General features: G+C 71.1%; 25 protein-coding genes and 1 pseudogene. 9 read left to right on the top strand and 17 right to left on the bottom strand.

The features are described 5' to 3' along the window. Window positions 1–120: 120 nt before the first annotated feature. Window positions 121–822, bottom strand: coding sequence for a maleylpyruvate isomerase family mycothiol-dependent enzyme (locus AB0C26_RS26595; protein WP_360252854.1), 702 nt, complete (start codon window positions 820–822; stop codon window positions 121–123). A gap of 100 nt (window positions 823–922) precedes the next feature. On the opposite strand from AB0C26_RS26595, the gene AB0C26_RS26590 reads away from it, so the two are divergent. Both AB0C26_RS26590 and AB0C26_RS26585 read left to right on the top strand, forming a co-directional pair. Next, window positions 923–1,639, top strand: a complete 717-nt coding sequence (locus AB0C26_RS26590) for a class I SAM-dependent methyltransferase (RefSeq protein ID WP_360252851.1) — start codon at window positions 923–925, stop codon at window positions 1,637–1,639. Window positions 1,640–1,803: 164 nt separating this feature from the next. Beyond that, window positions 1,804–3,483: a substrate-binding domain-containing protein gene (locus AB0C26_RS26585; protein WP_360252848.1), complete on the top strand. Its 1,680-nt coding sequence runs from the start codon at window positions 1,804–1,806 to the stop codon at window positions 3,481–3,483. 47 nt (window positions 3,484–3,530) lie between these two features. On the opposite strand, the gene AB0C26_RS26580 is transcribed toward AB0C26_RS26585, so the two are convergent. From AB0C26_RS26580 to pknB, 6 genes are all read right to left on the bottom strand, one after another. After that, window positions 3,531–4,631, bottom strand: coding sequence for an MFS transporter (locus AB0C26_RS26580; protein WP_360252845.1), 1,101 nt, complete (start codon window positions 4,629–4,631; stop codon window positions 3,531–3,533). A 114-nt stretch (window positions 4,632–4,745) separates the two neighbouring features. Then, the gene (locus tag AB0C26_RS26575; RefSeq protein ID WP_360252842.1) at window positions 4,746–5,225 is read right to left on the bottom strand and encodes a hypothetical protein; all 480 of its coding nucleotides are present in this window, start codon (window positions 5,223–5,225) and stop codon (window positions 4,746–4,748) included. Window positions 5,226–6,232: 1,007 nt separating this feature from the next. After that, window positions 6,233–7,669 (bottom strand): MFS transporter, encoded by a 1,437-nt coding sequence (locus AB0C26_RS26570; protein WP_360252839.1) that lies wholly within the window; start codon window positions 7,667–7,669, stop codon window positions 6,233–6,235. Window positions 7,670–7,716: 47 nt separating this feature from the next. Beyond that, window positions 7,717–8,184 (bottom strand): MarR family winged helix-turn-helix transcriptional regulator, encoded by a 468-nt coding sequence (locus AB0C26_RS26565; RefSeq protein WP_360252836.1) that lies wholly within the window; start codon window positions 8,182–8,184, stop codon window positions 7,717–7,719. 148 nt (window positions 8,185–8,332) lie between these two features. Beyond that, window positions 8,333–9,199, bottom strand: a complete 867-nt coding sequence (locus tag AB0C26_RS26560; RefSeq protein WP_360252833.1) for a deoxyribonuclease IV — start codon at window positions 9,197–9,199, stop codon at window positions 8,333–8,335. Then, a complete protein-coding gene (gene pknB / locus AB0C26_RS26555) occupies window positions 9,190–11,130 on the bottom strand; it encodes a Stk1 family PASTA domain-containing Ser/Thr kinase (protein ID WP_360252830.1) in 1,941 nt (646 codons plus the stop codon). The genes AB0C26_RS26560 and pknB overlap by 10 nt, the downstream gene beginning before the upstream one ends. A 507-nt stretch (window positions 11,131–11,637) precedes the next feature. Here pknB and AB0C26_RS26550 point away from each other — a divergent pair. From AB0C26_RS26550 to AB0C26_RS26540, 3 genes and pseudogenes are all read left to right on the top strand, one after another. Beyond that, a complete protein-coding gene (locus AB0C26_RS26550; protein WP_360252827.1) occupies window positions 11,638–11,781 on the top strand; it encodes a hypothetical protein in 144 nt (47 codons plus the stop codon). Window positions 11,782–12,053: 272 nt separating this feature from the next. Further along, window positions 12,054–12,407 carry an Rv2175c family DNA-binding protein gene (locus tag AB0C26_RS26545; protein ID WP_360252824.1) on the top strand — a complete coding sequence of 118 codons (354 nt, stop codon included), beginning with the start codon at window positions 12,054–12,056 and terminating at the stop codon, window positions 12,405–12,407. A gap of 259 nt (window positions 12,408–12,666) precedes the next feature. Continuing rightward, window positions 12,667–12,828: pseudogene (locus AB0C26_RS26540) on the top strand (IS110 family transposase); the annotation flags it as partial. Between the two features lie 75 nt (window positions 12,829–12,903). On the opposite strand, the gene AB0C26_RS26535 reads toward AB0C26_RS26540, so the two are convergent. Beyond that, a complete protein-coding gene (locus AB0C26_RS26535) occupies window positions 12,904–13,968 on the bottom strand; it encodes a polyprenyl synthetase family protein (RefSeq protein ID WP_360252821.1) in 1,065 nt (354 codons plus the stop codon). 50 nt (window positions 13,969–14,018) lie between these two features. Here AB0C26_RS26535 and metF point away from each other — a divergent pair, with 50 nt between their 5' ends. Together metF and AB0C26_RS26525 are read left to right on the top strand one after the other, a co-directional pair. Then, the gene (metF, locus tag AB0C26_RS26530) at window positions 14,019–14,936 is read left to right on the top strand and encodes a methylenetetrahydrofolate reductase [NAD(P)H] (protein ID WP_360252818.1); all 918 of its coding nucleotides are present in this window, start codon (window positions 14,019–14,021) and stop codon (window positions 14,934–14,936) included. A gap of 2 nt (window positions 14,937–14,938) precedes the next feature. Beyond that, window positions 14,939–15,583: a CDP-alcohol phosphatidyltransferase family protein gene (locus tag AB0C26_RS26525; RefSeq protein WP_360252815.1), complete on the top strand. Its 645-nt coding sequence runs from the start codon at window positions 14,939–14,941 to the stop codon at window positions 15,581–15,583. Between the two features lie 70 nt (window positions 15,584–15,653). Here AB0C26_RS26525 and AB0C26_RS26520 read toward each other — a convergent pair whose 3' ends face one another. From AB0C26_RS26520 to AB0C26_RS26505, 4 genes are all read right to left on the bottom strand, one after another. After that, window positions 15,654–17,180 (bottom strand): diguanylate cyclase, encoded by a 1,527-nt coding sequence (locus tag AB0C26_RS26520; RefSeq protein ID WP_360252812.1) that lies wholly within the window; start codon window positions 17,178–17,180, stop codon window positions 15,654–15,656. Window positions 17,181–17,400: 220 nt separating this feature from the next. Further along, window positions 17,401–18,426 (bottom strand): GntG family PLP-dependent aldolase, encoded by a 1,026-nt coding sequence (locus AB0C26_RS26515; RefSeq protein WP_360252809.1) that lies wholly within the window; start codon window positions 18,424–18,426, stop codon window positions 17,401–17,403. After that, window positions 18,419–19,825: a class II 3-deoxy-7-phosphoheptulonate synthase gene (locus AB0C26_RS26510; RefSeq protein WP_360252806.1), complete on the bottom strand. Its 1,407-nt coding sequence runs from the start codon at window positions 19,823–19,825 to the stop codon at window positions 18,419–18,421. The genes AB0C26_RS26515 and AB0C26_RS26510 overlap by 8 nt, the downstream gene beginning before the upstream one ends. 83 nt (window positions 19,826–19,908) lie before the next feature. Then, window positions 19,909–21,387: a glycosyl hydrolase family 18 protein gene (locus AB0C26_RS26505; protein ID WP_360252803.1), complete on the bottom strand. Its 1,479-nt coding sequence runs from the start codon at window positions 21,385–21,387 to the stop codon at window positions 19,909–19,911. 219 nt (window positions 21,388–21,606) lie between these two features. On the opposite strand from AB0C26_RS26505, the gene AB0C26_RS26500 reads away from it, so the two are divergent. Further along, on the top strand, window positions 21,607–22,284 hold the full coding sequence (locus tag AB0C26_RS26500; protein WP_360252800.1) for a DUF429 domain-containing protein: 678 nt from the start codon (window positions 21,607–21,609) through the stop codon (window positions 22,282–22,284). On the opposite strand, the gene proC is transcribed toward AB0C26_RS26500, so the two are convergent. The 5 genes from proC to AB0C26_RS26475 form a co-directional block, all read right to left on the bottom strand. Beyond that, on the bottom strand, window positions 22,281–23,096 hold the full coding sequence (gene proC / locus AB0C26_RS26495) for a pyrroline-5-carboxylate reductase (protein WP_360252797.1): 816 nt from the start codon (window positions 23,094–23,096) through the stop codon (window positions 22,281–22,283). The genes AB0C26_RS26500 and proC overlap by 4 nt on opposite strands. 61 nt (window positions 23,097–23,157) lie before the next feature. Beyond that, the gene (locus AB0C26_RS26490; protein WP_360252794.1) at window positions 23,158–24,186 is read right to left on the bottom strand and encodes a 6-phosphofructokinase; all 1,029 of its coding nucleotides are present in this window, start codon (window positions 24,184–24,186) and stop codon (window positions 23,158–23,160) included. A 146-nt stretch (window positions 24,187–24,332) separates the two neighbouring features. Continuing rightward, window positions 24,333–24,830, bottom strand: coding sequence for a pyridoxamine 5'-phosphate oxidase family protein (locus tag AB0C26_RS26485; RefSeq protein WP_360252791.1), 498 nt, complete (start codon window positions 24,828–24,830; stop codon window positions 24,333–24,335). 29 nt (window positions 24,831–24,859) lie between these two features. Further along, a complete protein-coding gene (locus AB0C26_RS26480; RefSeq protein ID WP_360252788.1) occupies window positions 24,860–25,348 on the bottom strand; it encodes a polyadenylate-specific 3'-exoribonuclease AS in 489 nt (162 codons plus the stop codon). Between the two features lie 22 nt (window positions 25,349–25,370). Further along, window positions 25,371–26,225, bottom strand: a complete 855-nt coding sequence (locus AB0C26_RS26475) for a phosphotransferase (protein ID WP_360252785.1) — start codon at window positions 26,223–26,225, stop codon at window positions 25,371–25,373. 243 nt (window positions 26,226–26,468) lie between these two features. Here AB0C26_RS26475 and AB0C26_RS26470 point away from each other — a divergent pair. Next, window positions 26,469–26,654, top strand: a 186-nt coding sequence (locus tag AB0C26_RS26470) for a cyclic nucleotide-binding domain-containing protein (RefSeq protein WP_360252782.1), incomplete at its 3' end; no start/stop codon positions are given.

Raw genomic sequence — 26,654 nt, 5'->3', positions numbered from 1 at the left:
CCACCGGGCCGTGGCAAACCACCCCAACCACCAACCCAGCCGCCAGCCGGGCCACCCAGCCCAACCCCCCACCCACCGGGCCGTGGCAAACCACCGACCCCGGGCCGGGCACGCACGCGGCTAGAAGCGGGACCCCTCCCACCACGACTCCCAAACCGCCCGCTCCCCCTCCACCGCGGACGGCCGCATCCGCCGGTTGAGGATCAGCACCAGGTCGCGTGCGGGAGCGGTGACCGTGACCTCCGCCGCCGCCCCCGGCCTCTCGCCCCACTCGATGCCCGGCTTCGTCCGGGTCACGTGCCACGCCCGCCCGGTGTCGGAGGCGACGAACCGCAACGTCTCCCCCTCCCCGCTCAACCGGTCGAACATCTCGAACGTCCCCAGCGTGTCGGCCACACCGTCCGCCGCCAGGTCGGTCGCCAGGTCGCCGGACGGGTCCGCGTCGAAGCGGTGCACCACCAGGTCGTGCACCATCCGGCGCAGCCAGAAGCCCGCGATCAGATGTCTCGGCTGCCACGTCCACACCCGCTCGTGGAACCCTCGCTCCTCGACCGCCTCGTTCAGCTCCCGCGCCCCGTCGGCCAGCCACGCGGTCTGATCCGCTGGAGCGGTGATCACCTCGTACGGCTGCATCTGATCGGTCTTGATGATCAGCGCCGCGTAGCGATGACCCGTGCCGACGTGGTTGACCAGGTCCTTGACTGTCCACTCGGGGCAGGTCGGCACCACCCGGTTGGCCGGCAGTGCGCTGACCGCCGTGGCGAAGCGGGCCGTTTCGGCCTCGAGTTCGGCGGCGTATCGCTCCGGCGGCAGCCAGTCCATCACCGGACCTTACCTTCACGAGCGATGGGGCACGGGCCCGTAAAGATTTAGCATCATCGCTGTGTGGCACGGTGAGTTCCGGGATCCTCGGCTCGTGGCGGTGTACGACGCCGAGAACGTGTGGGGGTGGGACGACGACTTCTTCATGGCCGTGTTGGCCGAGAGGTCGGCGCCCCGCGTACTTGACTTCGGGTGCGGTACGGGCCGGCTCGCCATCGCCATGGCGCGGGCCGGGCACGAGGTGACCGGTGTCGACCCGGCTCCGGCCTCGCTGGCGGCGGCGCGGCGGAAGCCGGGCGCCGAGCTGGTGCGGTGGGTCGAGGGGTCGTACGAGGTGCTGCCGGCCCTGTCGTTCGACGCGGCGCTGCTCACCAGTCACGTGGCGCAGTTCCTCGTCGTTGACGAGGAGTGGTCGAGCGCCCTGCGCGCGCTGCGCCGGTCGCTGCTTCCCGGCGGGCGATTGATCTTTGACAGCCGCGACCCCGTATATCGGGAGTGGGAGAGGTGGAACCCCGCCGACTCGCGCCGGGTCATCGTCCGGCCGGACGGCGACGTGGTGCACGCATGGACGGAGGTAAATGGTCGAAACGAGGGAACGATCTCCTTTACGCATCACTTCGTATTTACGGAGAGTGATGAGTTGATCAGCGAAGCCACGCTCCGTTTTCGATCCGAAGAGGAACTTCGGGCGGATGTCGAAGCGGCCGGCTTCGATGTCGATCGCGTCTATGGAGGATGGGCCCGCGAGCCCGCCGGCCTGGGCGAAGACGGTGAATTGATCATGGTTGCGGTGGCGCGGCCGCAGGGTACGGGCTAGACGTCCCGCGCACTGTCGGGAACCTGCCAATCCGGGGCTGGGCGTTGTCAACGATGAATATGTGACTACTATTCGCTCTCGTCCGGGGAATCGGTAACAGTTGTGGACCTTGTGATGGAGAGGTGGGTGCGATGTCGGATATAGCGCGGCGTAACCAGCCGCCCATGGATGAACCGAGCTCGCACCGGTCGCCCGAGGGCGGCGGCGCCGGCCGTTTCCTGCTGGCCGCGGCGATCGTCCTCATGCTCGTCGCCGTCGCCGGCGCCACGACCTGGTGGATGTACAGCCGCGAGCCCGCCGACCCCACGGCCGGGCCGGCCCCGGCCGCCTCGGCCTCCCAGTGCCCCGACGCCGACCTGGTCGTCGCGGCCGCACCCGAGATCGCCCCGGTGGTCCAGGCCGCCGCGCGCACCTTCAACGACGACCCGTCCGACAAGTGCGGGCCGATCGAGGTCGTCGCCGAGGAGCCGGCGGTCACGGCGTCCGCCTCGGTCAAGTACGACGTGTGGATCCCCTCCAGCAGCGCCTGGATCGCCCTCGCGGGCGTGCGGGGTGCGTCGTACAAGGTCGAAAGCGAACCCCTCGCCCGTACGCCGGTGGTCATCGCCGGACCCACCAGCCTCACCGACCAGATCGCCCCGGGTGGCAAGACGTCCTGGGCCAAGATCACCGCGGGCGCGGCCAAGGGACAGATCCCGGCCGTGACCATGGCCGACCCGCAGACCAGCACGATCGGCATGCTTTCGGTGTACGCGGTGAACAAGGCCATGGCGCGCACGACGCCCGACGCCGGCATCGCGCAACTGCGCGCGCTCACCCTGCGCAGCCGGCTCACCGACGCGACGTCCGACCCGGCGCAGCTGATGGCCCGGCTCGCCACCGAGTGGAACAACAGCAGCGTCGTGTCCTCGATCGGCGTCTTCCCGACCACCGAGCAGCAGCTGAAGGCGTACCAGGCCGGCAATCACACGCTGAAGCTCGACGGGGCCACCCCGGTCGACGGGCTGGTCGAGGCCGACTACCCGTTCGCGATCGCGCACAACAACCGGGACGCCGACCTGACCCAGCGCCTGCGCGCGGCCATCACCAAGCCGGCCCTGACCCGCGCCGGTTTCCGCACCACCGCCAGCCCGAACGCGATGCCGCTGACCGGCGAGCCGCAGCAGCTGCTCGCCTCGGCCGCGCTCTGGTCCGGCTACAAGTCGCTGACCACGCAGGTGCTGCTGTTGATAGACGCCTCCGGCTCGATGAACCAGAAGATCACCGCGCCCGGCGGCCGCAGCACCACCCGGGCCGCGCTGCTGCGGGAGTCCGGCGGCATCGCGGCCGAGCTGTTCGCCGAGGACACCAGCGTCGGCATGTGGTTCTTCGGCCAGCCGACGCCGTCCAGTCCCGCGCACGTCGAGGCCGTCCCGTTCGGGCCCATCACCGGCGCCGTCAAGGACGCGACGCGCCGCGAGGCCCTGGGCGCGGCGATGGCCGGATACCGGGCGGCCGACAACTCGGGCACGCCGCTCTACCAGACCGTCCTCGACGGTGTCGCCGAGATGCGGCCCAAGGTGCGGCAGGGCGCGGTCACGCTGGTCGTGGTGCTCACCGACGGCGTGGACGGCGAGTCGACGTTCAAGATGTCGCAGCCCCAGTTCATGCAGAAGCTGGCCGAGCAGCAGGACCCGAACCGGCCGGTGCCCGTGCTGGCGGTCGGCTACGGCCCGGACGTCGACATGAAGGCCCTGAACGACATGTCCGCCGCGACGGGCGGCAAGGCCTTCGCCGCGACCAACCCGGCCGACCTGTCCTCGGCGATAGCGAAGGCGTTCCTGGCGGCCCACGCGCCCCGCTGAGTCATCAGCTGCCCGGTCGACGAAACAAGCCGGGCGACGCCTGGGCCTCATCGGCTGCTCACCGCCGGCTGGGCGGCCGGGTGGCGGCGCCGGACGAGGACGGCGGCGGTCACGGTGACGGCGGCGGCGATCCACAACGGCAGTACGGTGCCGAGGTGGATCAGGACTGAGCCGAGCGGGATGCCGAGCGCGACCGGGCCGAACATGACAGTGGTCGAGGTAGCGCCGACCCGGCCCAGCAGGTGGTCGGGGGTGCTGGTCTGCACCGCGGTGATGCCGGCGATCAGCGCCCACGGCAGTCCCACCCCGATCAGGACGCTTCCGGTGATCATCGCGGGCCACCAGGGCAGCGACGACGACAGGCAACCGGCGGCGAAGACGAGGGAGCCGTACGCGGCCACGGCCACCGGGCTGCCGCGGGCGAGCAGACGGCCGACGATCAGTCCCCCGGCGATGGAACCGGCGCCCTGCGCGGTGGCCAGAAAACCAAGATAAGTCGAGGGCAGACTCAGGTCCCGTACGAGGTGAGCCAGCACCGCGGCGTTGCACAGGCCGGACATTCCGATGGCGATCCCGGCGACCACTACCGGCGTACGGACCTCGGGAATCCGGAAAAGCGCCGTCAGGCCGCCCTTGTGCCGAGCGGTCGCCTCACCGATCACGCTGGTCACCCGCAGAGCCGCGTAGCAGGCGGCCGTGAGCAGAGGTATCGCGGCGCTCATCAGGATGACCGGGGCGACGCCCCGCCAGGCGTAGAGGGCGGCGCCGGCCAGCGGCGCGACGAGCTTCATCCCTTCCTGCGCGCTGGAGCGCCAGCCGTTGACGTCGCCCAGCATCGCTTTCGGCAGCGCGGACGGCAGGATCGCGGTCTCACCGGCGTCGCTCACCACATAGACGACGCCCCGGAAGAGCAGCACGGCGAAGATCAGCCACACCCCGCCCGCGGAGTGCACCGTGAGCAGTGTCAGCAGGACACCGCCGAGGGCCACGTCGGCCCCGATCAGAAGCGGACGTCGCGGCAGACGGTCGACCAGAACACCGAGCCACGGCCCGGCAAACGTGGGCAGGTACAGGCAGACGGCGGTCAGCGCCGCGAAACTGACCGACCCGGTCAGGTCGAGAACCCAGAGGCCGGCGGCGATGCTCATCGCCGTACTCCCGAACCCCGACAAGATCGAGATCAGAACAAGCAGAAACGCGTTACGGCGCATGGCCACCCCCGAAGGTTGAGCCCACATCTTCGGGAGTTGAGTGTCAATGTGTCAAGTACGGGGCTTGGCCGCCTCCAACGCTTCCCGAAGCCGCTCGATGGCCGCCCGGGTCGGCCCCGGCATCGCCCCGGCCGCCTCGGACAGGTCCCCCACAGACGCCTCGACCAGGAAGAACAGCGCCCCCGCAGGCGCTTCGGAGGCGGTCGCCAGCGTGTCCCGAACCAGTGCGGCCCGAGTGAACCGCCGATCCCACCGTCGATCGGCCCCGATCCGCCGATACACCTCAACGGCCGCCGCCCGCAGCGCGGCAACCCGCTCCCCGAGCTCCTCGTCGACCACCGGCCGCCCAGCCGCCGCCACCAGCCGAACCCGCCGCTGCTCAGCCGCTTGCCGGCTACCCAGCCCCAGCGCCGCCGCAATGTCCGACCAGGTAGCCCCCGCCCGCCGAGCCTGATCGATAAGCCCCAGCTCCTCCGCATCAAGCCGAGCCCGAGCCGCAGGAATCCGCCGCAGCCCTTCAAGTCCTTCCATGCTCTCACCTTAGCCCACTTGTCAATAAATCATTGACAACCTAGGCTCCCCGCTCACCTCCTTCGCGGTACTTGATTCCCCAAGTTCGCCCGCTTCGCGCCGCACCTCGAACCGCCCCGCCGGACCAACTCCGGCCCACGTCACTCCGCCGCACCCCGTCACTCCGCCGCACCCCACCCCCGCTGCGCCGCGTCCCGCCCACCACGTCCCGGCCTCCCACGCCGCGCAACCGTCACGCCGCGCTCAGCCACGCCAAAGTCACGCCGCGCCTCGCCCAGCCGCGCCACGCCCCAACCGCGTCTCGTCTCGCCCCGCCGCGCCTCGCTGCAGAGCCTTCCCGCCGTCCCTCGGTCCTCGACGCGCTCGGGCGCCGGCCCGCTTTACCTGCCGTCGCCCGCCTAACCCCCTGGACCCGCTGCGCCGGTTCCCGCCGCACAGCCTTCCCGCCGCGCGTCGACCCTCCACGTGCTCGACGCCGGCTCGCTTCGCCAGCCGTCGCCCGCTCTGACGCGCCTGAACCTGCACCCCACTACCTCGGCCTGCCGCGCCCAGCCATCGCAGAATTCCGCGCAATGGGCACGGAAGATGGGCGCAAAGCGCTCGGAACAGAGGCATGACACGAGCGCGCACCCGGCGCTGGAAGGCGGACCGGACCCAGCGCAGAAGGGCGGACTGGACCTGGCACGGCAACGCGAACCGGAACCAGCACGGCAACGCGAACCGGAACCAGCGGGGGCGCGGAACCCGGTCGGGAAGCGGGCGCGGAACCCGCTCGGAAAGCGGGCGCGGAACCCGCTCGGGCGCGGAACCCGCTCGGGCGCGGAACCCGCTCGAAAAGCGGGCGCGGAACACGCTCGGGAAGCGGGCGCGGAACCCACTCGGAAAGCGGGCGCGGAACCCACTCGGAAAGCGGGCGCGGAACCCACTCGGAAAGCGGGCGCGGAACCCACTCGGAAAGCGGGCGCGGAACCCGCTCGGAAAGCGAGCACCATCGAGGTAACCGCCAGTCAGGCCGTGGCGACGGCGATGGGTTCCGTGGGTGGGGCGGACGACCGGGGTGCGTGGCGCAGCAATGTCGCCGTGAGGATCAGGGCGGTCAGCACAAAACCGGCCGCCACCAGGAACGCCAAGGTGTAGCCGGCGTGCAGTTCGGCCGTGGGGGTCGGAGCGCTCGACGTCGATGCCCGGGCCGCCGCCACTGCCGCCAGCACGGACAGGCCCAGGGCGCCGCCCGTCTGCTGGGCCGTGTTGCTGAAGCCGGACACCATGCCTGTCTCGGACGGGGCCGCCCCTGCCATCGCCAGCATGACGATCGACGGGATGGTTACGCCGATGCCCAGGCCCATCACCGTCAGCGGCGGCAGCATGTCGATCAGGTATGTCGGCTGGGCCGGGATCCGGGACAGCAGGAGCAGGCCGGCCAGCAGCGTCGCCAGGCCGGCGATCAGGACCGGTCGTGGGCCGAAGCGGCCGGTCAGCCGGGCCGCCACGAACAGCGAGACCACGCCGATCACTACTGGTGTCGGCAGGAACGCCAAGCCGGTGCCGAGTGCGTCGTAGCCCATCACCTGCTGGACGAACAGCGCGTTCACGAACTGGAAGCCCATGCCGGTCGCGAAGACCAGCACCACCACCGCGTTCGCGCGGAGCAGCCATCCTCGCCCGAGCAGGCGGAGTGGGATCAGCGGCTGGGGTGCGGCGTGTTGGCGTACCAGGAAACCCGCGATGAGAATCAGGGCCGCCGCACCAGTCGCGGTGGCCGGTGTGAGGGCTTCCGGCGAGCCGGTACGGGTGATCGCGTACACGCCGAGGGCCAGACCCGCCGTGATCAGCGCCGCGCCGGGGAGGTCGAGGCCCGCGCCCAGGCCCAGCCCCGGCTCGCGGGGCAGGACGCCGCGGCCGAAGAACCAGACCGCGATGCCGATCGGCACGTTGATCAGGAAGATCACCGGCCAGCCCAGCGCGTCGGTGAGCACGCCGCCGACCACGAAGCCGAGGGCCGCCCCGCCGGCCTGGGTGAAGCTGTAGATGCCCAGCGCCCGGGCCTGGGGGCGCGGCGACGGGTAGAGCCGCACGATCATGCCGAGCACCACGGCCGCCGCGAACGCGCCGCCCGCGCCTTGCAGGAAGCGGCCCGCGATGAGCAGCCCGGCGCTGGTGGCGAGCCCGCAGAGGAGGCTGGCCAGCACGAAGACGCCCAGCCCGGCCAGGAACACCCGCCAGGCGCCGAGCAGGTCGCCGAGCCGGCCCGCCAGCAGCAGCAGACCGGCGAAGGCGAGCAGGTACGCGTTCACCACCCAGGAGACGCCGGCCGGCGAGAAGCCGAGTTCGCGCTGAATGTCCGGCAGGGCGACAGCCACGATCGTGCTGTCCAGAACGATCATCAACGACATCGCGCACAGGACCGCCAACGCGGCCGCGCGCCGGGGCACGGAACGGCTCATGGCCCGACCGTAACAGATGATCCGCTTCCGGACTATCTAGAAGCGACCTACCTTCCGCGTGCCCGCCGGACCGGCTGCGGGCCGGGATCGCGGGGAGAATCCGCCAACCGGCCGAGCGCCTCGACGAACGCGGCCCGCGTCGAAGCCGGCAGCCCGTCGAGGGCTTCGCCGTGCACCCGGTCGACGATCCGCTGGCCCTCCTCGGCCATGAGGCGCCCCTTGTCGGTGACCGAGATGATGCGGGCGCGGCGGTCGGTGGCCGAGGGCTTCCGTTCGGCCAGGCCGCGCTTCTCGAGGTCGTCGACCGTACTGACCATGGTCGTCTTGTCGAGGTCCGCCAGCGCCGCCAGCTGGATCTGGGTGCGCTCCTCCTCGAGCGCGTGCACGAGCACGCACTGCATGCGCGGCGTCAGATCGATTTCCGACAGGGCGGCGGCCAGCCGATTGGAGAGCGCGTGACCGGCGACGTTCAGCAGGCCGGTGATGTCGCGCTCGGTGCGTTCGGGGGCGGACATCATCGCAGCATAACTCGAATCATCCGGAACGGGATGATCCCGGGCCGGGACGGTCAGCGGGCCTGCCCCCGTGTCGGCCCGCCGGCCGACCCGGCGGCTCCGATGTGGACAAGGTACGAGGGCCCCGCCGCGGCGGACAACCGAATATCTATGCGCTCGGGCGCAGCGATTTCAGCAGGGCGATGTCGGCCGCGTGGCCCTCGTGGTCGACCGTGGGGGTCTCCACGATCACCGGGACGTTCTCGGTGGCCGGGTGGGCCATCAGCTCGGCGAAGGCGGCCGTGCCGATCCGGCCGGCGCCGATGGTCTCGTGCCGGTCGCGGGTGGAGCCGCACTCGTCCTTCGAGTCGTTCGCGTGGATGAGCTGCAGACGCTCGCGGCCGACCGTGGCCACCAGCGCGTCCAGGGTCTCGGTCATGCCGCCGGGGGTGGCCAGGTCGTGACCGGCCGCCCACGCGTGGCAGGTGTCGAAGCAGACGCCGAGCCACTCGTGGTTGTCGACCGCGGCCAGGTAGCGGCCGAGATCCTGCACCTTGGAGGCGAGGCTGCGGCCGCCGCCGGCGCTCGGCTCGACGAGCAGCCGGGGCAGGCCCTCGGCGGCGGCCCGGTCGAGCAGCGGCAGCAGAGCCTCGTGAAGCTGATGGAACGCCTTGTCGCCGTGGGCCTCGTCGACCGCGCTGCCGGCGTGGAAGACCACGGCCGTCGCGCCGATCGCCCGGCCACGTTCCAGCGCGTGCGCGAGCACGCCCACCGAACGCTCGACGGTCAGCTCGGTCGGCGAGCCGAGGTTCACGAGCAGAGAGGCGTGGATGTACGCCGGGACGCCGCGCTCGCCGCAGCCGTCGCGGAACAGTGTGTCCTGTTTCGGGTCACCGGACGGGAGAGCCCAGCCCCGCGAATTGGAGACGTACACCTGAAGGGTCTCCGACCCGGCGGCGTCGACGTACGGGAGGGCGGCCTTGGCCAGCCCTCCCGACGTCTTGGTGTGTGAACCGATACGGCGGTTTAGAAGCACTGGATCCTTACTTCACTGCCGGGCGCGACCTGCGTGTTGCCGCCCGGCTGCTGACTGCGGACGAAGGCGTCGGCGTTGAAGTCGATATGGACGTTGAGGCCCATGCCCTTCAGCGTCGCCTCGGCCTGCCGGCAGGGCTGGTTGGTGAGGTCGGGCACGGTCACCAGCGGCGGGCCCTTGCTCACGTCGAGGGTCACCACGTCGTCGCGGGCGGCGCCGGTGCCCGGCTTGGGCGTCTGCGCGATCACCGTGTCGGCCGGCTCGTCGCTGTCCTTGTACCGCTCCTGTGCCTGCAGGCCCAGCCCGGCCAGCTCGTTGCGGACGTCGTTGATGTTCTTGCCGACGAGCTCGGGCACCTGGATCGGCGCCTTGCCGTCGCTGGTCACCACCGTGACCGTGTCGCCGCGCTTGAGCTCGGTGCCGGCCTTGGGGTCGGACGAGATGACAGCACCCTCGGCGATGGTGTCGCTGTACTGGTGGCCGCCCTTTTTGATCTTCAGGCCGAGCTGCTCGAGTTCGCCCTGCGCGGCGGTCAATTCCAGGCCGGCCAGGTCCGGTACGGCGAACCGCTCCTTGCCCAGCGACAGCGTCAGCGTGATGGCGCCACCCCGGACGATCCGCTCACCGGCCGCCGGGTCCTGGTTGACGACGGTGTCCTTGGGGACGTTCTCGTTGTACTGCCCGTCGGCGTAGAACAGGTCGAAGCCGTTCTGGTCCGCGTACAACTCGGCCTGGGCCTTCGTCATGTTGACCATGGCCGGCGCGTCGCCGTAGCGGCCCAGGAAGACCCACCACGTGCTGCCGACGATGACCAGCAGCATGACCGCGATGGCGGCCGACAGGAAGATCTTGCGCCGGTCGGGGCCGCTGCGCTTGCTCGACCGGGGAACGCGGCCGGCCGTGTACTCCTGGCCGCGCGGCGGCGGGCCGCTCTGACCCGGCAGCCGGGCCCAGGTCGGCCGGTCGGCCACGGCCGGCACCACCGTCGTCGCGTCGGCCATGGCGGCGCGGGAGGCGGGCACCTGGCGCAGCAGCGCGGTCTCGACATTGGCCGCGCCGAGATCGTCGCGGACGGTCTGCACCTCGGCCAGCAGCGCACCGGCGTCGGTCGGCCGGGCGCCCGGATCGCGCCGGGTGGCCCGGGCGGTCAGGTCGTCGAGCACCGAGGGCAGGCCCTTGACCACGCTCGACGGCGCCGGCACGTCGTTGTCGACGTGTTGCCAGGCGACGGCGACCGGGTCGTCGCCGTCGAACGGCACCCGCCCGGTGAGCATCTCGAAGAGCACGATGCCGGCCGAGTAGACGTCGGTCCGCGCGTCGGCGTGCCCGTCGGTGACCAGCTCGGGCGCCACGTAGGCGACAGTGGCCATGAGCTGGCCGGAGTCGTCGGCCGTGCTCGCCTCGACGGCGCGGGCCAGCCCGAAGTCGGCCACCTTGACGACGGCGTCGACCAGGTTGCCGACACCACCGCTCGGCGCCTCGGCGACCAGCACGTTCTCCGGCTTCACGTCGCGGTGCACGAGGCCGGCCCGGTGAGCGGCGGCGATCGCGGCGAGCATCTGCTCGAGGATCGCCAGCGCCTCCACCGGGTTGAGCCGGCGCCGCTGCGTGAGCAGGTCGCGCAGGGTGCGGCCCTGCACGTACTCCATGACCAGATAGGGCAGGCCCTGATGGCGGCCCTGGTCGTACACGGCGACGACGTTGGGGTGGGTGAGCCGGGCGATCGTCTTGGCCTCGTCGGTGAACCGGTCCACGAAGTGGACATTGGTCGCCTGCGACGGGTGAATGATCTTCAAAGCGACGGTGCGCTCGAGTCGTTCGTCGGTGGCCGTGTAGACGGTCGCCATGCCACCACGGGCCACCCGACCGGTGATCCGGTAGCGGCCGTCAATCGTCGTGCCGATCAACGTGTCGGCGACTGTGGTGTCCATCGGCGTGAAGTGTATGTGTCTTTCGCGTGGGGGCGGTCCAGGATGTCATAGCTGAGTCCAAACGGGTACTCGCGTGGACGCCAACCGAGACATTCACCCCGACAAAACCGGATTTAGTGGTTATGCCGTCGGTGGCGGCGCCCCCGCCAACTGGGGCTCGGCTCAACCGATTCGTCCGGAGTGGCGCTCGTCTCACTAGGTGTCGGCTCCGCGCCGCTCGACTCCGACGGCGTCGGTGAGGGAGACGCCGTCGGCCCCGTCGGCGTCGGAACCGGCGGCGACGCACAGTGGCATTCCGTCTTCGTCGGCTTGACCGGCCGCGCCGAACTAATCGGATTTGCCGTATTTGCTGCCCGGCCCGGAACCGGAATCGCGCCCGGCGCGGGCGGCGCCGCAGCGACGAGGCCGCCGCCGGCGCCCGTGCCCAGCCTCGCGCCCGCGCCGAGGCCGGTCCCAGTACCGCTGAGACCGCTCGTGGCGGGCGGCACGACCGTACCCGGCGCCGGCGTGACGCCCCGAACCCCCGCCGCGTCCGGCGAAGGCACCGCCGCCGGCCCCACCCCGGCCCGGGCGGCCGCGGTGGCCACGGTGTCCGCCGCCGCCGGCCGCTCGGAGATCAGCGACCCCAGCCCGTTCACCACCCCCAGATAGGCCCCCGCCGCCCCGACCACCGTCAACGTCCCGAACGCGGTCACCGCCAGCGCCCGCCGCGGCCTCTTCCGCGGCGCCGGCTCGGACTCCGGCGGCACCACGCCGAACGTGCTCATGCCCGTACACGTCACGTCGGGCCCGCCCGCCGGCGGCTCGGCGGGCGCCCGGCCCATGTCGTAGCGCAGCGAACGCCACGCCCCGGCCATCTCCGTACGGGTCCTGCGCAGCAGGCTCATGAGGTTGTCTCTCCGCTCTTCTGGCACGCTGTAGGAGTGAGCGATTCCGTAACCGCCGGACCGGCCGAGTGGATCAACCTGCCGGACGTGTCCGCGAAGCTCGGTGTGTCGATCAGCAAGGTGCACCAGATGATTCGCGACGGGCAGCTGCTCGCGGTGAAGCGTGACAACGTCCGAGTGGTCCCCGCGGACCTCGTTGCCAACGACACCGTGCTCAAGCACCTCCCCGGCGTCCTGACCTTGCTGCGCGACTCCGGGTATAACGACGAAGAGGCCCTGCGGTGGCTCTACGAGCCCGACGACACGCTCGTGGACGGCAACGCGGCGAAAGCCCTGGGCGGTGACCGCGCCCGTGAGGTCAAGCGCCGGGCCCAGGCCATCGGTTTCTAGGACATAGAGGTACGGACACACCGGCGCACGCCGAAGAAGGGCCGCCCCGCTTCATCGCGGGGCCGGGCTTTCTGCGGCGTGCGCTTCAGCGTGCCCGCCAAGCCCTGTGCCGTCCCGGCCTCGAACCGCCCGCAGCCCCGCCCCGTTACCTTTCTGATCGTCCCCAGCCGAGGTTGTCGCCGGGCCGGGTGGCGTCGGCGAGACCGCTGACAGGGACCCGGCCACCCGAATCTTGGGCAGGTCTCTCCGTAACGCGGCTGCCGGCACCGCCCGCACCCTGCCGCACATGCTGCGCCGGGCCGACGCCGGCGAGGTCACCCGCATCAGCAACCGGATCCGCGGTCCGCGCACCCAGATCCATCCGCCGCCGGAGCGGATTCTCGGTCCGAAGGTCAAGCACGCCGCGGTCCTGGAACTGCTCTAGCGCTGCGGTGGCCCGGCCGGGCTGCGCAAGGCCGGCCGGTCGAAACTCACCGAGATCGTCAAGCCGCGGCTGTCAGACCGTGCGGCGGGTGGCGGCGTCGGCCAAGTGGCGCAGGACCTCGCGGGCCTCGTCGTTCAGTGGGGCCGCCTCCAGGGCGGTCAGGGACGCCGCCATGAGCTCGTCGATGCGCTGTTCGGTGGCCGCCAGGGCGCCCGAGTCGCGGATCAGGTCGCGCAGGCGTTCCACGCCGGCGTCGTTCAGGCCCTGATCGCCCAGGCCCTCGTCCAGTTCCGCCTGTCCCTTCTCGTCCAGGGCCGCGAACGCCGCCGCCACCAGGTACGTCCGCTTGCCCTCGCGCAGGTCGTCGCCGGCCGGCTTGCCCGTCTGGGCCGGGTCGCCGAACACGCCCAGCACGTCGTCGCGGAACTGGAAGGCCTCGCCCAGCGGCAGGCCGAACGCCGTGTACGCCGCAGACACGTCCTCCCCCGCGCCCGCCAGGGACGCGCCCAGCAGCAGCGGGCGCTCGACCGTGTACTTGGCCGATTTGAAGCGGGCCACCTTCCCGGCCCGCTCGACCGACGTGTCCGCCGTGGCCTGGGTGAGCACGTCCAGGTACTGGCCGACCGTGACCTCCGTACGCATCTCGTCGAAGATCGGGCGGGCCCGGGTGATCTCGGCGACGCCGGCGCCCGAGGTCTGCAACATCTCGTCCGACCACACCAGGGACAGGTCGCCCAGCAGTACGGCCGCGCTGTCGCCGAAGGCGGCCGAGCCGCCCCGCCAGCCGGCCGCCGTGTGCAGGCTCTCGAAGCGGCGGTGCACCGACGGCTCGCCGCGCCGGGTGTCCGAGCGGTCCATCAGGTCGTCGTGGATCAGCGCGCTGGCCTGCACCAGCTCGAGCGCCGACACGGCGGCCACGATCTGGTCGGAGTCGGCCCCGCCGGCGCCGCGGTAACCCCAGTAGGCGAAGGCCGGGCGCAGCCTCTTGCCGCCGCCGAGCACGAAGTCCTCGAGCGCGGCCGACACGTCGGCCAGGGCCGGGTCGATCATCGTCAGGCGGTCGCGCTGAGCGGCCAGGAACGCGGCCAGCGCCTTGTCGACGCGGGCGCGCAGGTCGGAGACATCGGTGGCAAGCACGTCCGAACGCTAGTCGAAGACTCCCGTGCTGCTGAAGGTAGAGTCGGGGTGTGGCTCTCGGACTGCCCTCGCGCCTGCCCGGCACCCCCGCGATCGGTGATTTGATCGCCGGGCCCGAGCCCACTTTCTCGTTCGAGTTCTTCCCGCCCAAGACCGCCGAGGGCGAGCGCCTGCTGTGGCGCGCCATCCGCGAGTTGGAGCCGCTGAAACCCGACTTCGTCTCGATCACGTACGGCGCGGGCGGCACCACCCGCGACACGACTGTCGCCGTCACCGAGCGGGTGGCTACCGAGACGACGTTGCTGCCCATGGCGCATCTGACCGCGGTCGACCATTCGGTGGCCGAGCTCCGCAACGTCATCGGCCGGCTGGCCGGCGCCGGCATCCGCAACGTGCTGGCCGTCCGCGGTGACCCGCCCGGCGATCCGATGGGCGAGTGGGTGCGCCATCCGGAGGGTGTGCTCTACGCGGAGGATCTGGTCCGCCTGGTCAAGGAGTCGGGTGATTTCAGCGTCGGGGTGGCCGCTTTCCCGTACAAGCACCCCCGGTCGGCCGACGTCGACTCCGACACCGCCCACTTCGTCCGCAAGTGCCGGGCCGGCGCCGACTTCGCGATCACCCAGATGTTCTTCGACGCCGACGACTACCTGCGCCTGCGCGACCGGGTGACCGCGTCCGGCGGCGACGTCCCGATCGTCCCCGGCGTGATGCCGGTGACCCGGATGGCCACGATCGAGCGCTCGTCTCAGCTGTCCGGCGCCCCGTTCCCGCCGGCCCTGCTGGCCCGCTTCGAGCGGGTGGCGCACGACGAGGCCGCCGTCCGCGCCCTCGGGGTCGAGCTGTGCGCCGAGATGTGCGCCCGGCTGCTGGCCGAGGGCGTGCCCGGCGTCCACTTCATCACCCTCAACCGGTCCACCGCCACTCGCGAGGTGTGGCAGCTGCTGGCCCCCGCGGCCGCGGCCGTCTGAGCGTGCTCTGGGAGGAGTACGCCGCAACCTGGTCCGGCTTGCACGGCGGTTTCGACCCGCGCCGGGCTTCTTTTCTCGTACGCGGGTGGGTGCGCCTCGCGTACGGCTGCGGCTCCTGGCTGACCCGCCGCCGCGTCGGCCCGATGGCCGTGACCACCGCCGGTCTGTTCCTGTGCCTGCTGGTTCCGGCGGCCACCGTGCTGGGCCGCCCCGGCCTGCTCCTGGCGGCCGTCCTGGCCCTGCTGGCCGCCCTGGCCGACAGCATGGACGGCGCCGTCGCGGTGATCAGCGGCCGCACCACGAAGCTGGGTTACGTGTACGACTCGGTCGCCGACCGCCTGGGAGAGGCCGCCTGGCTGACCGCGTTCTGGCTGGCCGGCACCCCAGGCTGGCTGGTCGTCATCGCGGGCGCCCTGAGCTGGCTCCACGAGTACGCCCGAGCCCGGGCCTCAGCCGCCGGCATGTCCGAGATCGGCGCCGTGACGGTCGCCGAACGCCCCACCCGCGTCCTGGTAGCCATCTTCGGCCTGCTCGGCGCGGCGGTCCTGCCCGTCGCGGCCACGGCCGCCACCGGCGTCTGGCTGGCCTTGGCCGTGGTGGGCGCCGTCCAACTGGCGGTGGCTGTCCGGCGTGGCCTGGCCGGCTGAGCCGGACGGCCGGAGAGGGGCGGCGGCCGACGAGAGCCACGTGCCGCTGGCCCCGATTCGTTACCGGCACTCAGCAACGCACTTGATCACGGCCGCCCTTCTTGGCCGCGTAGAGGCGGGCGTCGGCGCGGGCCAGGACCGTGCGGGCGTCGTCGTCGGGGCGCAGCGAGGTCAGGCCGATGCTGGTGGTGACCCGTAGGCCGGGGGCGATCTCGGACCAGTCGTGGGCGGCCACCGCGGCCCGTACCCGCTCGCAGGTCTTCAGCGCTCCCGCCGGATCCAGCGGCAGGTACAGCACGAACTCCTCGCCGCCGTGGCGGGCGGCGTGGCCGTCGGGGCCGGTCAGCGTGTGGAGCAGGTCGCCGACGTGGCGCAGGACGCAGTCGCCGGCCTCGTGGGAGAAGGTGTCGTTGACCTTCTTGAAGTGGTCGAGGTCGAGGAGGGCCACCGCCATCGGGGTGACGCCGGCCGCCAGCACGGCGGCCAGGTGCTCGTCGGAGCGGCGCCGGTTCCACAGGCCGGTCAGGGCGTCGCGTTCGGCCAGCTCGCGGAAGCGTTCCCGGTCGCGGCGGGCCTCGTCGATGGCGAAGCGGGCCTGGGTGACCGAGGTCAGCGCCTCGCTCTGCTCGGTGCGGCGCGCCGTCCACGCCTGATGGAACTCGACCATTTCGCGGTACGCGCTCTCGAAGTTGCCCAGATCGGCATGGCACGTGGCGAGCAGCCGCAGGGCGATCGCGTCCATCTCGGGCACGTCGTCGCGCCGGGTCAGCTCGCGGCAGCGCTCGAGCAGGGCCAGCGCGCCCGGCACGTCACCCTCGGCCCGCCGGATCTCGGCGAACGTGATCAGGCAGGCCGGTACGGCGTCGACGTCGGTGGACGGCGCGTGCGCCAGGGCGTCCTCGAGGACGCGGGTGGCCCGCCCGGTCTGCCCGTCGGCCATCAGGACCCGGGCCACGGTGTCGGCGCAGGAGGTGTTCATCGGGTGGCCGGCCTGGGCGCTGTGCTCCTCCATCCGCCGGGCCAGCCGCAACGCCATCGGCTGGTCGCCCTCGCGGTAGCAGGACCAGGCCCAGTTGTTCAGGTTGGCGATGATCAGATCGGGGTGCCCGAGCCGGTCGGCCAGCCGCTGCGCGACCCGGTACTCCTCGTGCGAGACCCGCCCCAGCCGCTGGTCGTTCACCTGCGCGGCCAGGATGACCGCGTGGTCGACCCGCAGGACCAGCGGATCGTCCTCGGTGAGCAGCCGGTCGGCCTCGTACGCGTGCTTGACCGCCTCGGCGTTGTCACCGAGCCGCCACAGCCCACCCGCGATGACCGCGTGCGCCTTCGCCACCACGAGCCGGTCGGCGGCCGCGCTCAGCTCGGCCTGCGCGTCCCGGATGCCCTGATTCTGCCGCCCACCCCGGTTGTCCAGGTCGGCCACCACGAGCCGGGCCAGCGCCGCGTACTCCCGGTCCCCGGCCGCCAGCGCCTCCCGCTCCAACACGAGCGCCCGCCCAGCCAGCCCGTCGTGACTCGCGTAGACCGCCCCGACCAGCGCGATCAGCTCCGCCTCGAACGCGTTCCGCGCCGGCCGGCGCACGGTGGCCTCACCCAATGCCCACCCCTAAGGTCGCCGGTCGTGTGCCCCACCTTCGGCCGCACGACCGCCGACTTTAGGGGGTCGGGCCGAGGAAACCGACGGCGTCGCCGTAGTACATGCGCGCCTCATCGAGATCATCGGCTGTGAACGGGGCCAGGTCGGCCGGGGTGGTGATGGCCGAGAGTCTGACATGGGCCCATGAGATCAGCCGGAACCTTCGGCCCCGGCCGAACCGTCAGGAGCCGGCGAGCAGGCCGCTCAGGACCTCGATGGCCTGGTCCACGCCGGCGTCGTCGACGTCGAGGTGGGTGATGACTCGGGCGATCTTCGGCAGCATGGCGGCGATCAGCACGTTCTGCTCGGCGGCGCGGGCGGCCAGGGTGGGCGCGTCCAGTGACGACTTCGAGAGATCCAGAAGGACCAGGTTCGTTCGTACGCGGGACGGGTCGACCACGCCGAACGGGGCCAGTGCCTCGGCGACGCGCTTGGCGCGGGCGTGGTCGTCGGCCAGACGGGCGATGTGGTTGTCGAGGGCGTAGCGGCCGGCCGCGGCCAGGATGCCGACCTGGCGCATGCCGCCGCCCATCCGCTTGCGGATGACGCGGGCCTGGGCGATGCGCTCCCGGCTGCCGACGATCAGCGAGCCGACGGGGGCGCCGAGACCCTTGGACAGGCACACCGACAGGGTGTCGAAGCAGGCGCCGTAGTCAGCGAGGGAGACGCCGTCCGCGACGTGCGCGTGCCAGATCCGCGCGCCGTCGCAGTGAAGCCCGACGCCCGATTTCTCCGACAAATCCCGCAAGGCCCGCAAGGTCGCCAGAGGTACGGTCGTGCCGCCGCCCAGATTGTGCGTCTGCTCCACCGCGATCGCCCGCGTCGGCACCGAGGGGTAACCGGCGGGGCGGATCATCGCGGCGATCTGGTCGACGTCGAGATCGGCGCCGACCGACGGCCAGGTACGGGTGGAGATGCCACCCAGGGCGGCCGCGGCCCCCACCTCGTACGTGACGACATGCGCGTCCGCCCCGGCCAGCAGTTCGCCGCCCGGCGGGACGTGGAGCTGGAGCGCGATCTGGTTCGCCATCGACCCGCTCGGCGCGAACAGCGCCGCCTCGTGGCCGAACAGCGAGGCCACGTACGCCTCAAGGCTGTTGACCGTGGGGTCGTCGCCGAAGACGTCGTCGCCGACCTCGGCGCTGAACATCGCCTCCCGCATCCCGTGGGTCGGCTTGGTGACGGTGTCGGACCGTAGATCAACCACGAAGCATCTCCGCGACGAGGAACGCGAGCTCGAGGCTCTGCTGGGTGTTGAGGCGGGGGTCGCAGGCGGTCTCGTACCGGTCCGGCAGGTCGAGGTCCTCGATGCCCTGGGCGCCGCCCAGGCACTCGGTGACGTCCTCGCCGGTCAGCTCGATGTGGATGCCGCCCGGGTGGGTCGCCAGGCCCCGGTGGACCTCGAAGTAGCCGAGCACTTCGTCGACGATCCGGTCGAAGTGGCGGGTCTTGTAGCCGTTCGACGACTCGTGCGTGTTGCCGTGCATCGGGTCGCACTGCCAGACGACCTTGGCCCCGGCCGCCGTGACCTTCTCGACGATCGGCGGCAGCGCGTCGCGGACCTTGCCGTTGCCCATCCGGCTGATCAGGGTGAGCCGGCCCGGGATGTTGTCTGGGTTGAGCTTCTCGCACAGCTCGAGCGCCGTGTCGGGCGAGGTGCCGGGCCCGAGCTTGACGCCGATCGGGTTGGCGATCCGGCTGATGAAGTCGATGTGCGCGTGGTCGAGCTGGCGGGTCCGCTCGCCGACCCACAGGAAATGACCGCTGAGGCCGTACGCCCGTCCGTCGCTCACCCGGGTCAGCGCGCGGTCGTACTCGAGCGCCAGGGCCTCGTGCGAGCAGTACAGGCTGACCGTGCGCAGGGCCTCGTTGTCGGTCATGCCGCAGGCCCGGATGAAGTCGAGGGCCCGGTCGATCTCGCGGGCGATCGCCTCGTACCGCTCCCCCGCCGGCGACGCCCGGACGAAGTCCTTGTTCCAGTCGTGCAGGCCGTGCAGGTCGGCCAGGCCACCGGCCAGGTACGCCCGGAGCATGTTCATGGCGGCGGCCGAGTTGGCGTACGCGCGGATCATCCGCTGCGGGTCGGCCCGGCGCGCGGCCTCGTTCGCGTCGAGCGAGTTGATCAGGTCGCCGCGGTAGGCGGGCAGGCCGAGCGAGTCGGTCGCCGACGAGCGGGGCTTGGTGTACTGCCCGGCGACCCGGGCCACCTTGACGACCGGCATCGAGGCACCGTACGTGAGGACGACCGCCATCTGCAGCAGCGTGCGCGCGTTGGCCAGCAGGTGGCTCTCGGTGTTGTCGGCGAACGTCTCGGCGCAGTCGCCGCCCTGGAGCAGGAACGCGCGGCCCTCGCAGACCTCGGCCAGTTTGACCCGCAGCTGGTCGACCTCGTACGGGGCGACGATCGACGGTACGACGTCGAGCACCTCGCAGACGGAGGCGACCTCGGCCGGGTCCTCCCACGGCGGCACCTGCACGCGGGGCAGGCCGCGCCAGACGTCGAGGCCGAGGGCCTCGTCCTCGGCGGAGTCGGTCGAGGGGCGGGAGGTCTGCAGAGCGGGGTTACCGACCCCCGGGTACGAAAGCTGGTGCCACTCACGGCGCATGACGGAAAGCCTACGAGTGAGGGGCACCGGGCTTGCGCCCGGTGCCCCTCTTCTCACCTGAGGAGATGAGCCTCTGCTACTGCTCAGAGGTTGTTCTTGATGGCCGAGATCAGCTCACCGTTGCTCGTGTCGCCCGAGAACTCCCAGAAGAACGCGCCGGCGAGACCCTGGTTCTTGGCGTAGGTCATCTTTCCGGCGATGGTCGACGGGGTGTCGTAGCTCCACCAGTTGCTGCCGCACTTGGCGTACGAGGTTCCGGCCACCGTGCCGGTGGGCGGGCAGCTGTTCTTGAGGACCTTGTAGTCCTCGATGCCGGCCTCGTAGGTGCCCGGCGCGGCGCCGGTCGCCGTGCCGCCCGGCGCGGCCTGGGTGACCCCGGTCCAGCCGCGGCCGTAGAAGCCGATGCCGAGCAGGATCTTGTTGGCCGGCACGCCCTTGCTCTTGAGCTTCTGGATCGCCGCGTCCGAGTAGAAGCCGGCCTGCGGGATGCCGGTGTACGAGGTGAGCGGCGAGTGCGGCGCGGTCGGGCCCTGCGCGGCGAAGGCGCCGAAGTAGTCGTAGGTCATCGGGAAGACCAGGTTCAGCTTCGCGATGCCCGACGCGTAGTCGGCCACGTCCAGCTTGCCGCCGTTGGAGCCGTCGGCCGTGATGGCCGAGGTGATCAGGAAGTTCGAGCCGAACTTGTTCCGCAGCGCGGTGATGACGTTGTTGTACGCCGCCGGGCCGCTCGCGTCGCAGCTCAGGCCGCAGGCGTTCGGGTACTCCCAGTCGATGTCGATGCCGTCGAAGACGTCCGACCAGCGTGGGTCCTTGATCAGGTTGTAGCAGGAGTTGGCGAACGCGGTCGGGTTCGCCGCGGCCTGGGTGAAGCCACCGGACCAGGTCCAGCCGCCGAACGACCAGATGATCTTGATGTTCGGGTACTGCTTCTTGAGCTTGCGCAGCTGGTTGAACGAGCCGCGGAGCGCTCCGGCGTCCCACGTGTCGGCCACGCCGTCGACGCTGTTGGCGGCGGTGTACGCCATGTCGTAGTCGGCGTAGGAGTCACCGATCGTGCACTGGCCGCCGGTGGTGTTGCCGAACGCGTACAGGATGTGCGACAGCTTCGCGGCCGAGCCCGAGGTGACCAGGTTCTTGACGAAGTACTGGCGCTGGTAGACGCCCCACTGCGCGAAGTAGCCGACCACGTTCTTGCCACTCGTCCCGGGCGGGGTCGTGGTGGGCGGGGTGGTCGGAGGAGTCGTGGGCGGGGTGGTCGGGGGTGTCGTCGGAGGGGTGGTGGGGGGTGTCGTCGGGGGCGTGGTGCCGCCACACGCGCCGTTGTCGATCCAGACGTCCCACTGTCCGCTGTGCGTGGCCGGGGACTCGTTCTGGGTCCACCACTTGGCGGTGTAGTTGTGTCCGCTCTGCGAAGCGACGTTGTCCTTGACGTACGTGGCGGTGGAGGACCAGGCGGGGGCACAGGCCGCAGCGGCCGACGCCATGGTGGCCGGGACCGTGGCGGTCGCCGCGACCACCACGATCGCCGACACCAGGGTGGCGCGACGGAGGGATTTCTGCACTTCTGACTCCTCGTCGAACGATTAGGAAACTTTCCTGAAAGTTCAGTGAAGGAGACGGTAGTCACAGATATTCACAGTCGTCAAGATGGGGTGAAGGGATTACGCAAAGGCTTAACTTTGCGGAGCGCACCGCTACGGGGTGCACATCCACGGACACAACGCGTAGTCTTCCGTCATGACCATCTTCGACGTCGTAGCCCTCGAGCCCGCGCGCCGCCGATGACCGTCCGAGTTATCGGAGTCGATGCCTACGCTCTCGGCTGGGTCGGGGTCGAGCTCCGCGACGGGGCCTTCGGGCGGGCCGTTCTGGCCTCCACGCTCTACGAGATAGTCGCCGGCAGCTCCGGCGCGTCGGTGATCGGCGTGGACATCCCGCTCGGCATGCTCCCCGACACCTGGCGGGCGGCCGACACCCTCGCCGCCGACCAGCTCGGACCCCGCCGCGGCAGCGTCTTCCGGGTGCCGCCCCGGGCCGTCTGGCAGGAGTCCGACTTCGCCGCGGCCAACCGGCTCTGCCGGGAACTGACCGGCGCCGGCCTGAGCCGGCAGTCCTGGGCCTTGCGGCCCAAGCTGCTCGAGGCCAACGCGATCTGGGAACGTCATCCCGGCCTGCTCTTCGAGGCGCACCCCGAGGTCTCGTTCCGCACGATGGCGGGCGAGCCCCTTCAGTACGCCAAGAAGACGTGGACCGGCCAGGCCCGGCGCCGGGAACTGCTCGCCCGCAACGGGATCGTGCTGCCCGACGCGATCGGCCCGGCCGGGCAGGCCCCGCCCGACGACATCCTGGACGCGGCCGCCGTCGCCTGGTCGGCCCACCGCATGGCCACCGGGACCGCGCTGAGCCACCCCTCGCCCCCCGAGGAGAACAACGGCTCCAAGATCGCGATCTGGTACTAACTCGACATCTCGGTGGCGATCGCTCGCGCGCGGTCGCGGGCGGCCTCGAGGGCGGTGAGGAACGCGGCCCGTACGCCGTGGACCTCGAGCTCGCGCAGGGCCGCGGCGGTCGTGCCGGCGGGTGAGGTGACCGCCTCGCGCAGCTTCACCGGGTGCTCGTCGGAGTCGCGGAGCATGGCCGCCGACCCGACGGCGGTCTGCACGATCAGCTCGTGCGCCACCTGGCGGGGCAGCCCGAGCAGGATGCCGGCGTCGATCATGGCTTCGACCAGCAGGTAGAAGTACGCCGGGCCGGAGCCGGAGAGCGCTGTCACCGCGTCCTGCTGGGACTCGGGGACGCGCAGCGTCCGGCCGAGCGGCCGGAAGATCTCCTCGACGACCGTGAGGTGATCGACAGTCGCGTACGGCCCCGGCGAGATCGCGGTCATCGCCTCGTCGACCCGGGCCGGCGTGTTCGTCATGACCCGCACGATCGGGATGCCACCGGGCAGCCGGTCGGCGAAGAAGCTCGTGGGCAGCCCGGCGCAGAGCGAGACCACGAGGGTCTCCGGCGGCACCTTGGGCCCGAAGTCCTCGAGCAGCCGGCCCGCGTCCTGCGGCTTCACCGCGATCAGCAGCACCTCGGCCTGGGTCACCGCGGTCAGGTTGAGCACCGGGCGGATGCCGTAGCGCTCGGCCAGCTCGGCCGCCCGCTCCGGGCGGCGGGTCGTGGCCAGCACCTTCGGCGCCGGCCAGCCGGAGCGCAGGAGTCCGGAGAGGACCAGCTCACCGAGCTTGCCCGCGCCGATCACGGCCACCGTCTGCTTCGTCATACCCGCCCCTTGAAAGAAGAAAGAGGGCGGCCTCGCGGCCGCCCTCTGACAAAGCCGTAGCTCAGCTGCCGAAGAAGACCTCGGCCTCTTCGTACCGCGACAGCGGAACGGTCTTGAGCTCGCCGGTGCCCTCGATCAGCGGCACGCGCACGATGTCGGTGCCCCGCAGCGCCATCATCTTACCGAAGTCGCCCTCGTGGACGGCGTCGATCGCCTGCAGGCCGAACCGGGTCGCGAGCACCCGGTCGAACGCCGTCGGGGTGCCACCGCGCTGGATGTGACCGAGGACGACCGTACGGGCCTCCTTGCCGGTCTTCTCCTCCAGCTGCTCGGCCAGCCACTGGCCGATGCCGCCGAGGCGGACGTGGCCGAAGGAGTCGAGCTCCTTGCTCTGCAGCGACATCTGGCCGTCGAGCGGCTGGGCGCCCTCGGAGACGACGACGATCGGCGCGTACTCGACCTCGAAGCGCTTGGTCACGTACGTCGCGACCTGCTCGACGTCGAACGGGCGCTCGGGCAGCAGGATCACGTTGGCGCCACCGGCCAGGCCGGCGTGCAGGGCGATCCAGCCGGCGTGCCGGCCCATGACCTCGACGACCAGCGTGCGGTGGTGCGACTCGGCCGTGGTGTGCAGCCGGTCGATGGCCTCCATCGCGATGTTGACGGCGGTGTCGAAGCCGAAGGTGAAGTCGGTGGCGTTGAGGTCGTTGTCGATCGTCTTGGGCACGCCGACGACGTTGACGCCGAGGTCGTTCAGCTTGGTGGCGACGCCGAGGGTGTCCTCGCCGCCGATCGCCACCAGGGCGTCCACGCCCTGCTCGGCCAGGTTCGCCTTGATCTTCTCGACGCCGCCCTCGATCTTGAAGGGGTTGGTGCGCGAGGAGCCCAGGATGGTGCCGCCACGCGGCAGGATGCCGCGGACCTCGGCGATGCCGAGCGGCTTCGTCAGGCCCTCGAGCGGGCCCTTCCAGCCGTCGCGGAACCCGACGAACTCGTGGCCGTAAGCGGCGACGCCCTTGCGGACCACCGCCCGGATCACCGCGTTGAGACCGGGGCAGTCGCCGCCGCCGGTGAGCACGCCGATACGCATGATTGCTCGTCCTCCCTGATTTCAGGTGCGAGGTTGCACAGGCCCGTCGAGCCCCAGGGAGCGAGTGATCGGCAGCGTTGCCGGGCCCGGGGCGGGCCGCAAGCCGAACTTTAGCGGTCCGGCTCACACCGCCCCGAAGCGCCCCGCTACAGCCTGACGGTTTCGTTCTCCCCCGCGTCCGGGGTCTTTCCGGTTACGGCCGCCTTGGCGTAGCCCAGCAGCGTCACGACCTTCGAACTGTGCGCCGCGGCCCAGTACTCGGCGGTCTCCGCATGCACCTTGACCAGCGTAAGCTCCGGCGTCTCGAGTCCGTCCGGGAACCAGGCTTTGAGCGCCGGATTCCAGAGCTCGCGGGCCTTCTCCGGGTCGTCGGTGCGGACCGCCGTACCCGACACCGAGATCCAGTTGTTCTGCTTCTGGTCACTGAAAGCGACGTTGACCTGCGGGTGCAGGGCGATCTGCTCGACCAGGTCGGACGTCGAATAAGTGAAGAACCAGAGGTCGCCGTCGAACTCGACGTCCTGGAGGGCCATCGGCCGGCTCACGTGCTTGCCGTCGGCGGTCATCGTGGCCAACATGCAGATGCGGGCGTCGGCGACCATCTGCTTGACCTTGTCGCGCTGCTCCTGCTCGGTGTTCGTCATACCTCCGGCAATTCCCCGACGGGCGCGGCTCAACCACCCATGGCGCGCCAGCGGGCCAGGTTGTGCTTCGCGTCGACCAGGGCGTCGTGCCGGCCCGACATCGAGGGCAGGTGCGGGCGGCCCTTGTCGTCCCAGAGCTGGCGCAGGTCCTTGGTGAACCGGGGGATGTCGCGCGGCAGGGCCGGCATGGCACCCCAGAGCTGCGCGAGCGCGACGTGGTCGTAGGCGGCGAACCAGGCCCACAGCTCGATCTGCTCGTTGCGGCCCTCGACCGGCTCGGTCAGGAAGGCGTACAGGTCGTCGCGGATCCGCTCCCGGGAGCGCCACGCCTTGTCGGCGGGCGAGGGAAGCTTGTCGAGGACGTTGCGGCGCACCCAGGGGATGGCCTTGCTGTCGTCGAACTCCGTGCTGATCGCGTAGAACTCGCGACCGAACTCGTCGACCACGCCGATCGAGACGAGGTCGATGGTGAGCCCGTCCTCGATGAACTCGCAGTCATAAAAGTAGCGGTATGGCATCGGGGGACATCCTCCACCACGGTCACTGCCCCATGGCGTCGAGGGCCGCTTTTGCACTCCTCAGGGTCTCGGGAAGGCCGAGGCGGACCGCGCGATCGGCCTGGACGGCCCACCTCAACCTCAAGAGAACGGGGAGTACGGCGTACAGCTCGTCCGCCCCGACCGGGCCGGCCGCGACATAGCCGTCGATCAGCTCGGCACCCTGGCTCAGGCCGCCCGCGTACGCGACGGCGGCGGCCACGTCGTAGACGAGCGGGCCGAGGCCGCTGGCCCCGCAGTCGAGCAGCCCGGCCCGCCCGGTGCCCGGATCGACCACGAAGACGTCCGGGGCCGGGTCCCCGTGCAGCACCCCGTAGGTCAGCCGATCGGTGACCGTGACCCTGGTGACCGCGGTGACCGCGTCGAGGACCACGGCGCGCAGCCACGGCTCGCCGGCCAGGTGCGGGGCGTCCGGGTCGAGCAGCTGCCACGGCCGCAGGCCCGGATGGTGGAACCCCTGCAGGGCCCGGTGGGCGGCGCCCAGCCGGTCGCCCCAGAACTGCTGGTCGATCGGGTCGGCCCCGTCGAGGCGGCGGCCCGGCACCCGGCGCAGCACGGCGAAGGCGCCGTGCTCGGTCTGCGCGGTCAGGCCGCCGGACAGGGTCCGCACCGGCTCGCCGACGGCGATGTCGCGGCCGCGCAGATGCTCGGCGGCGGCCAGGCCGGCCTCCACCGGCTGGCGGCAGCCGGTCTCGGTGAGCCGGACGACGTACCTCTCGGATCCGGCCGTCACCTCCCATCCGTGTGACATGAGCACGTCCGGGAGGGCGGTGATCTCGGCGGGGACCAGATGCCACTGGGCCCGCAGCGTCGATTCAAGAAGCTCGTCATCCGGCACGGCGGGATTATCAGTGCACAACCGTAAAAAGCAACGGACTCTCTGCCCGTCGCTCACCGTTCGCAATTGAGAGGTTTACAGATAGCGACCGGCACGACATGATCCTATGAGGCGCTCGCGGGCACACGTGCGCAGAAATGGCGCCGGTGGGTGGCTCTGTGCTAAGAGTGATCGTTCGCGCCGGGGGGCGGCGCGTTCGGCCGCTCGCAACACACGCGGTCCCACCGGGGGAGGGATGACGCCGTGGACAATCGCATGCCGGACAACGGCGACGCGCTGACCGGCGTCGACATGTTCGCCGGACTCGAGCCGGACGTCCGTCAGCGAGTGATCGCGGCCGCCGTGCCACGGACGTACCGAAAAGGACAGATCCTCTTCGTCGAGAACGATCCCGGCGAGTCACTGATCATTCTGCGGCGCGGCGCGGTG

The organism is Actinoplanes sp. NPDC048796, assembly GCF_040650035.1.
Taxonomy (GTDB): Bacteria; Actinomycetota; Actinomycetes; order Mycobacteriales; family Micromonosporaceae; genus Actinoplanes.
Note: the sequence above shows the minus strand (reverse complement) of the source record. Positions and strands in the feature narration are given on the sequence as shown.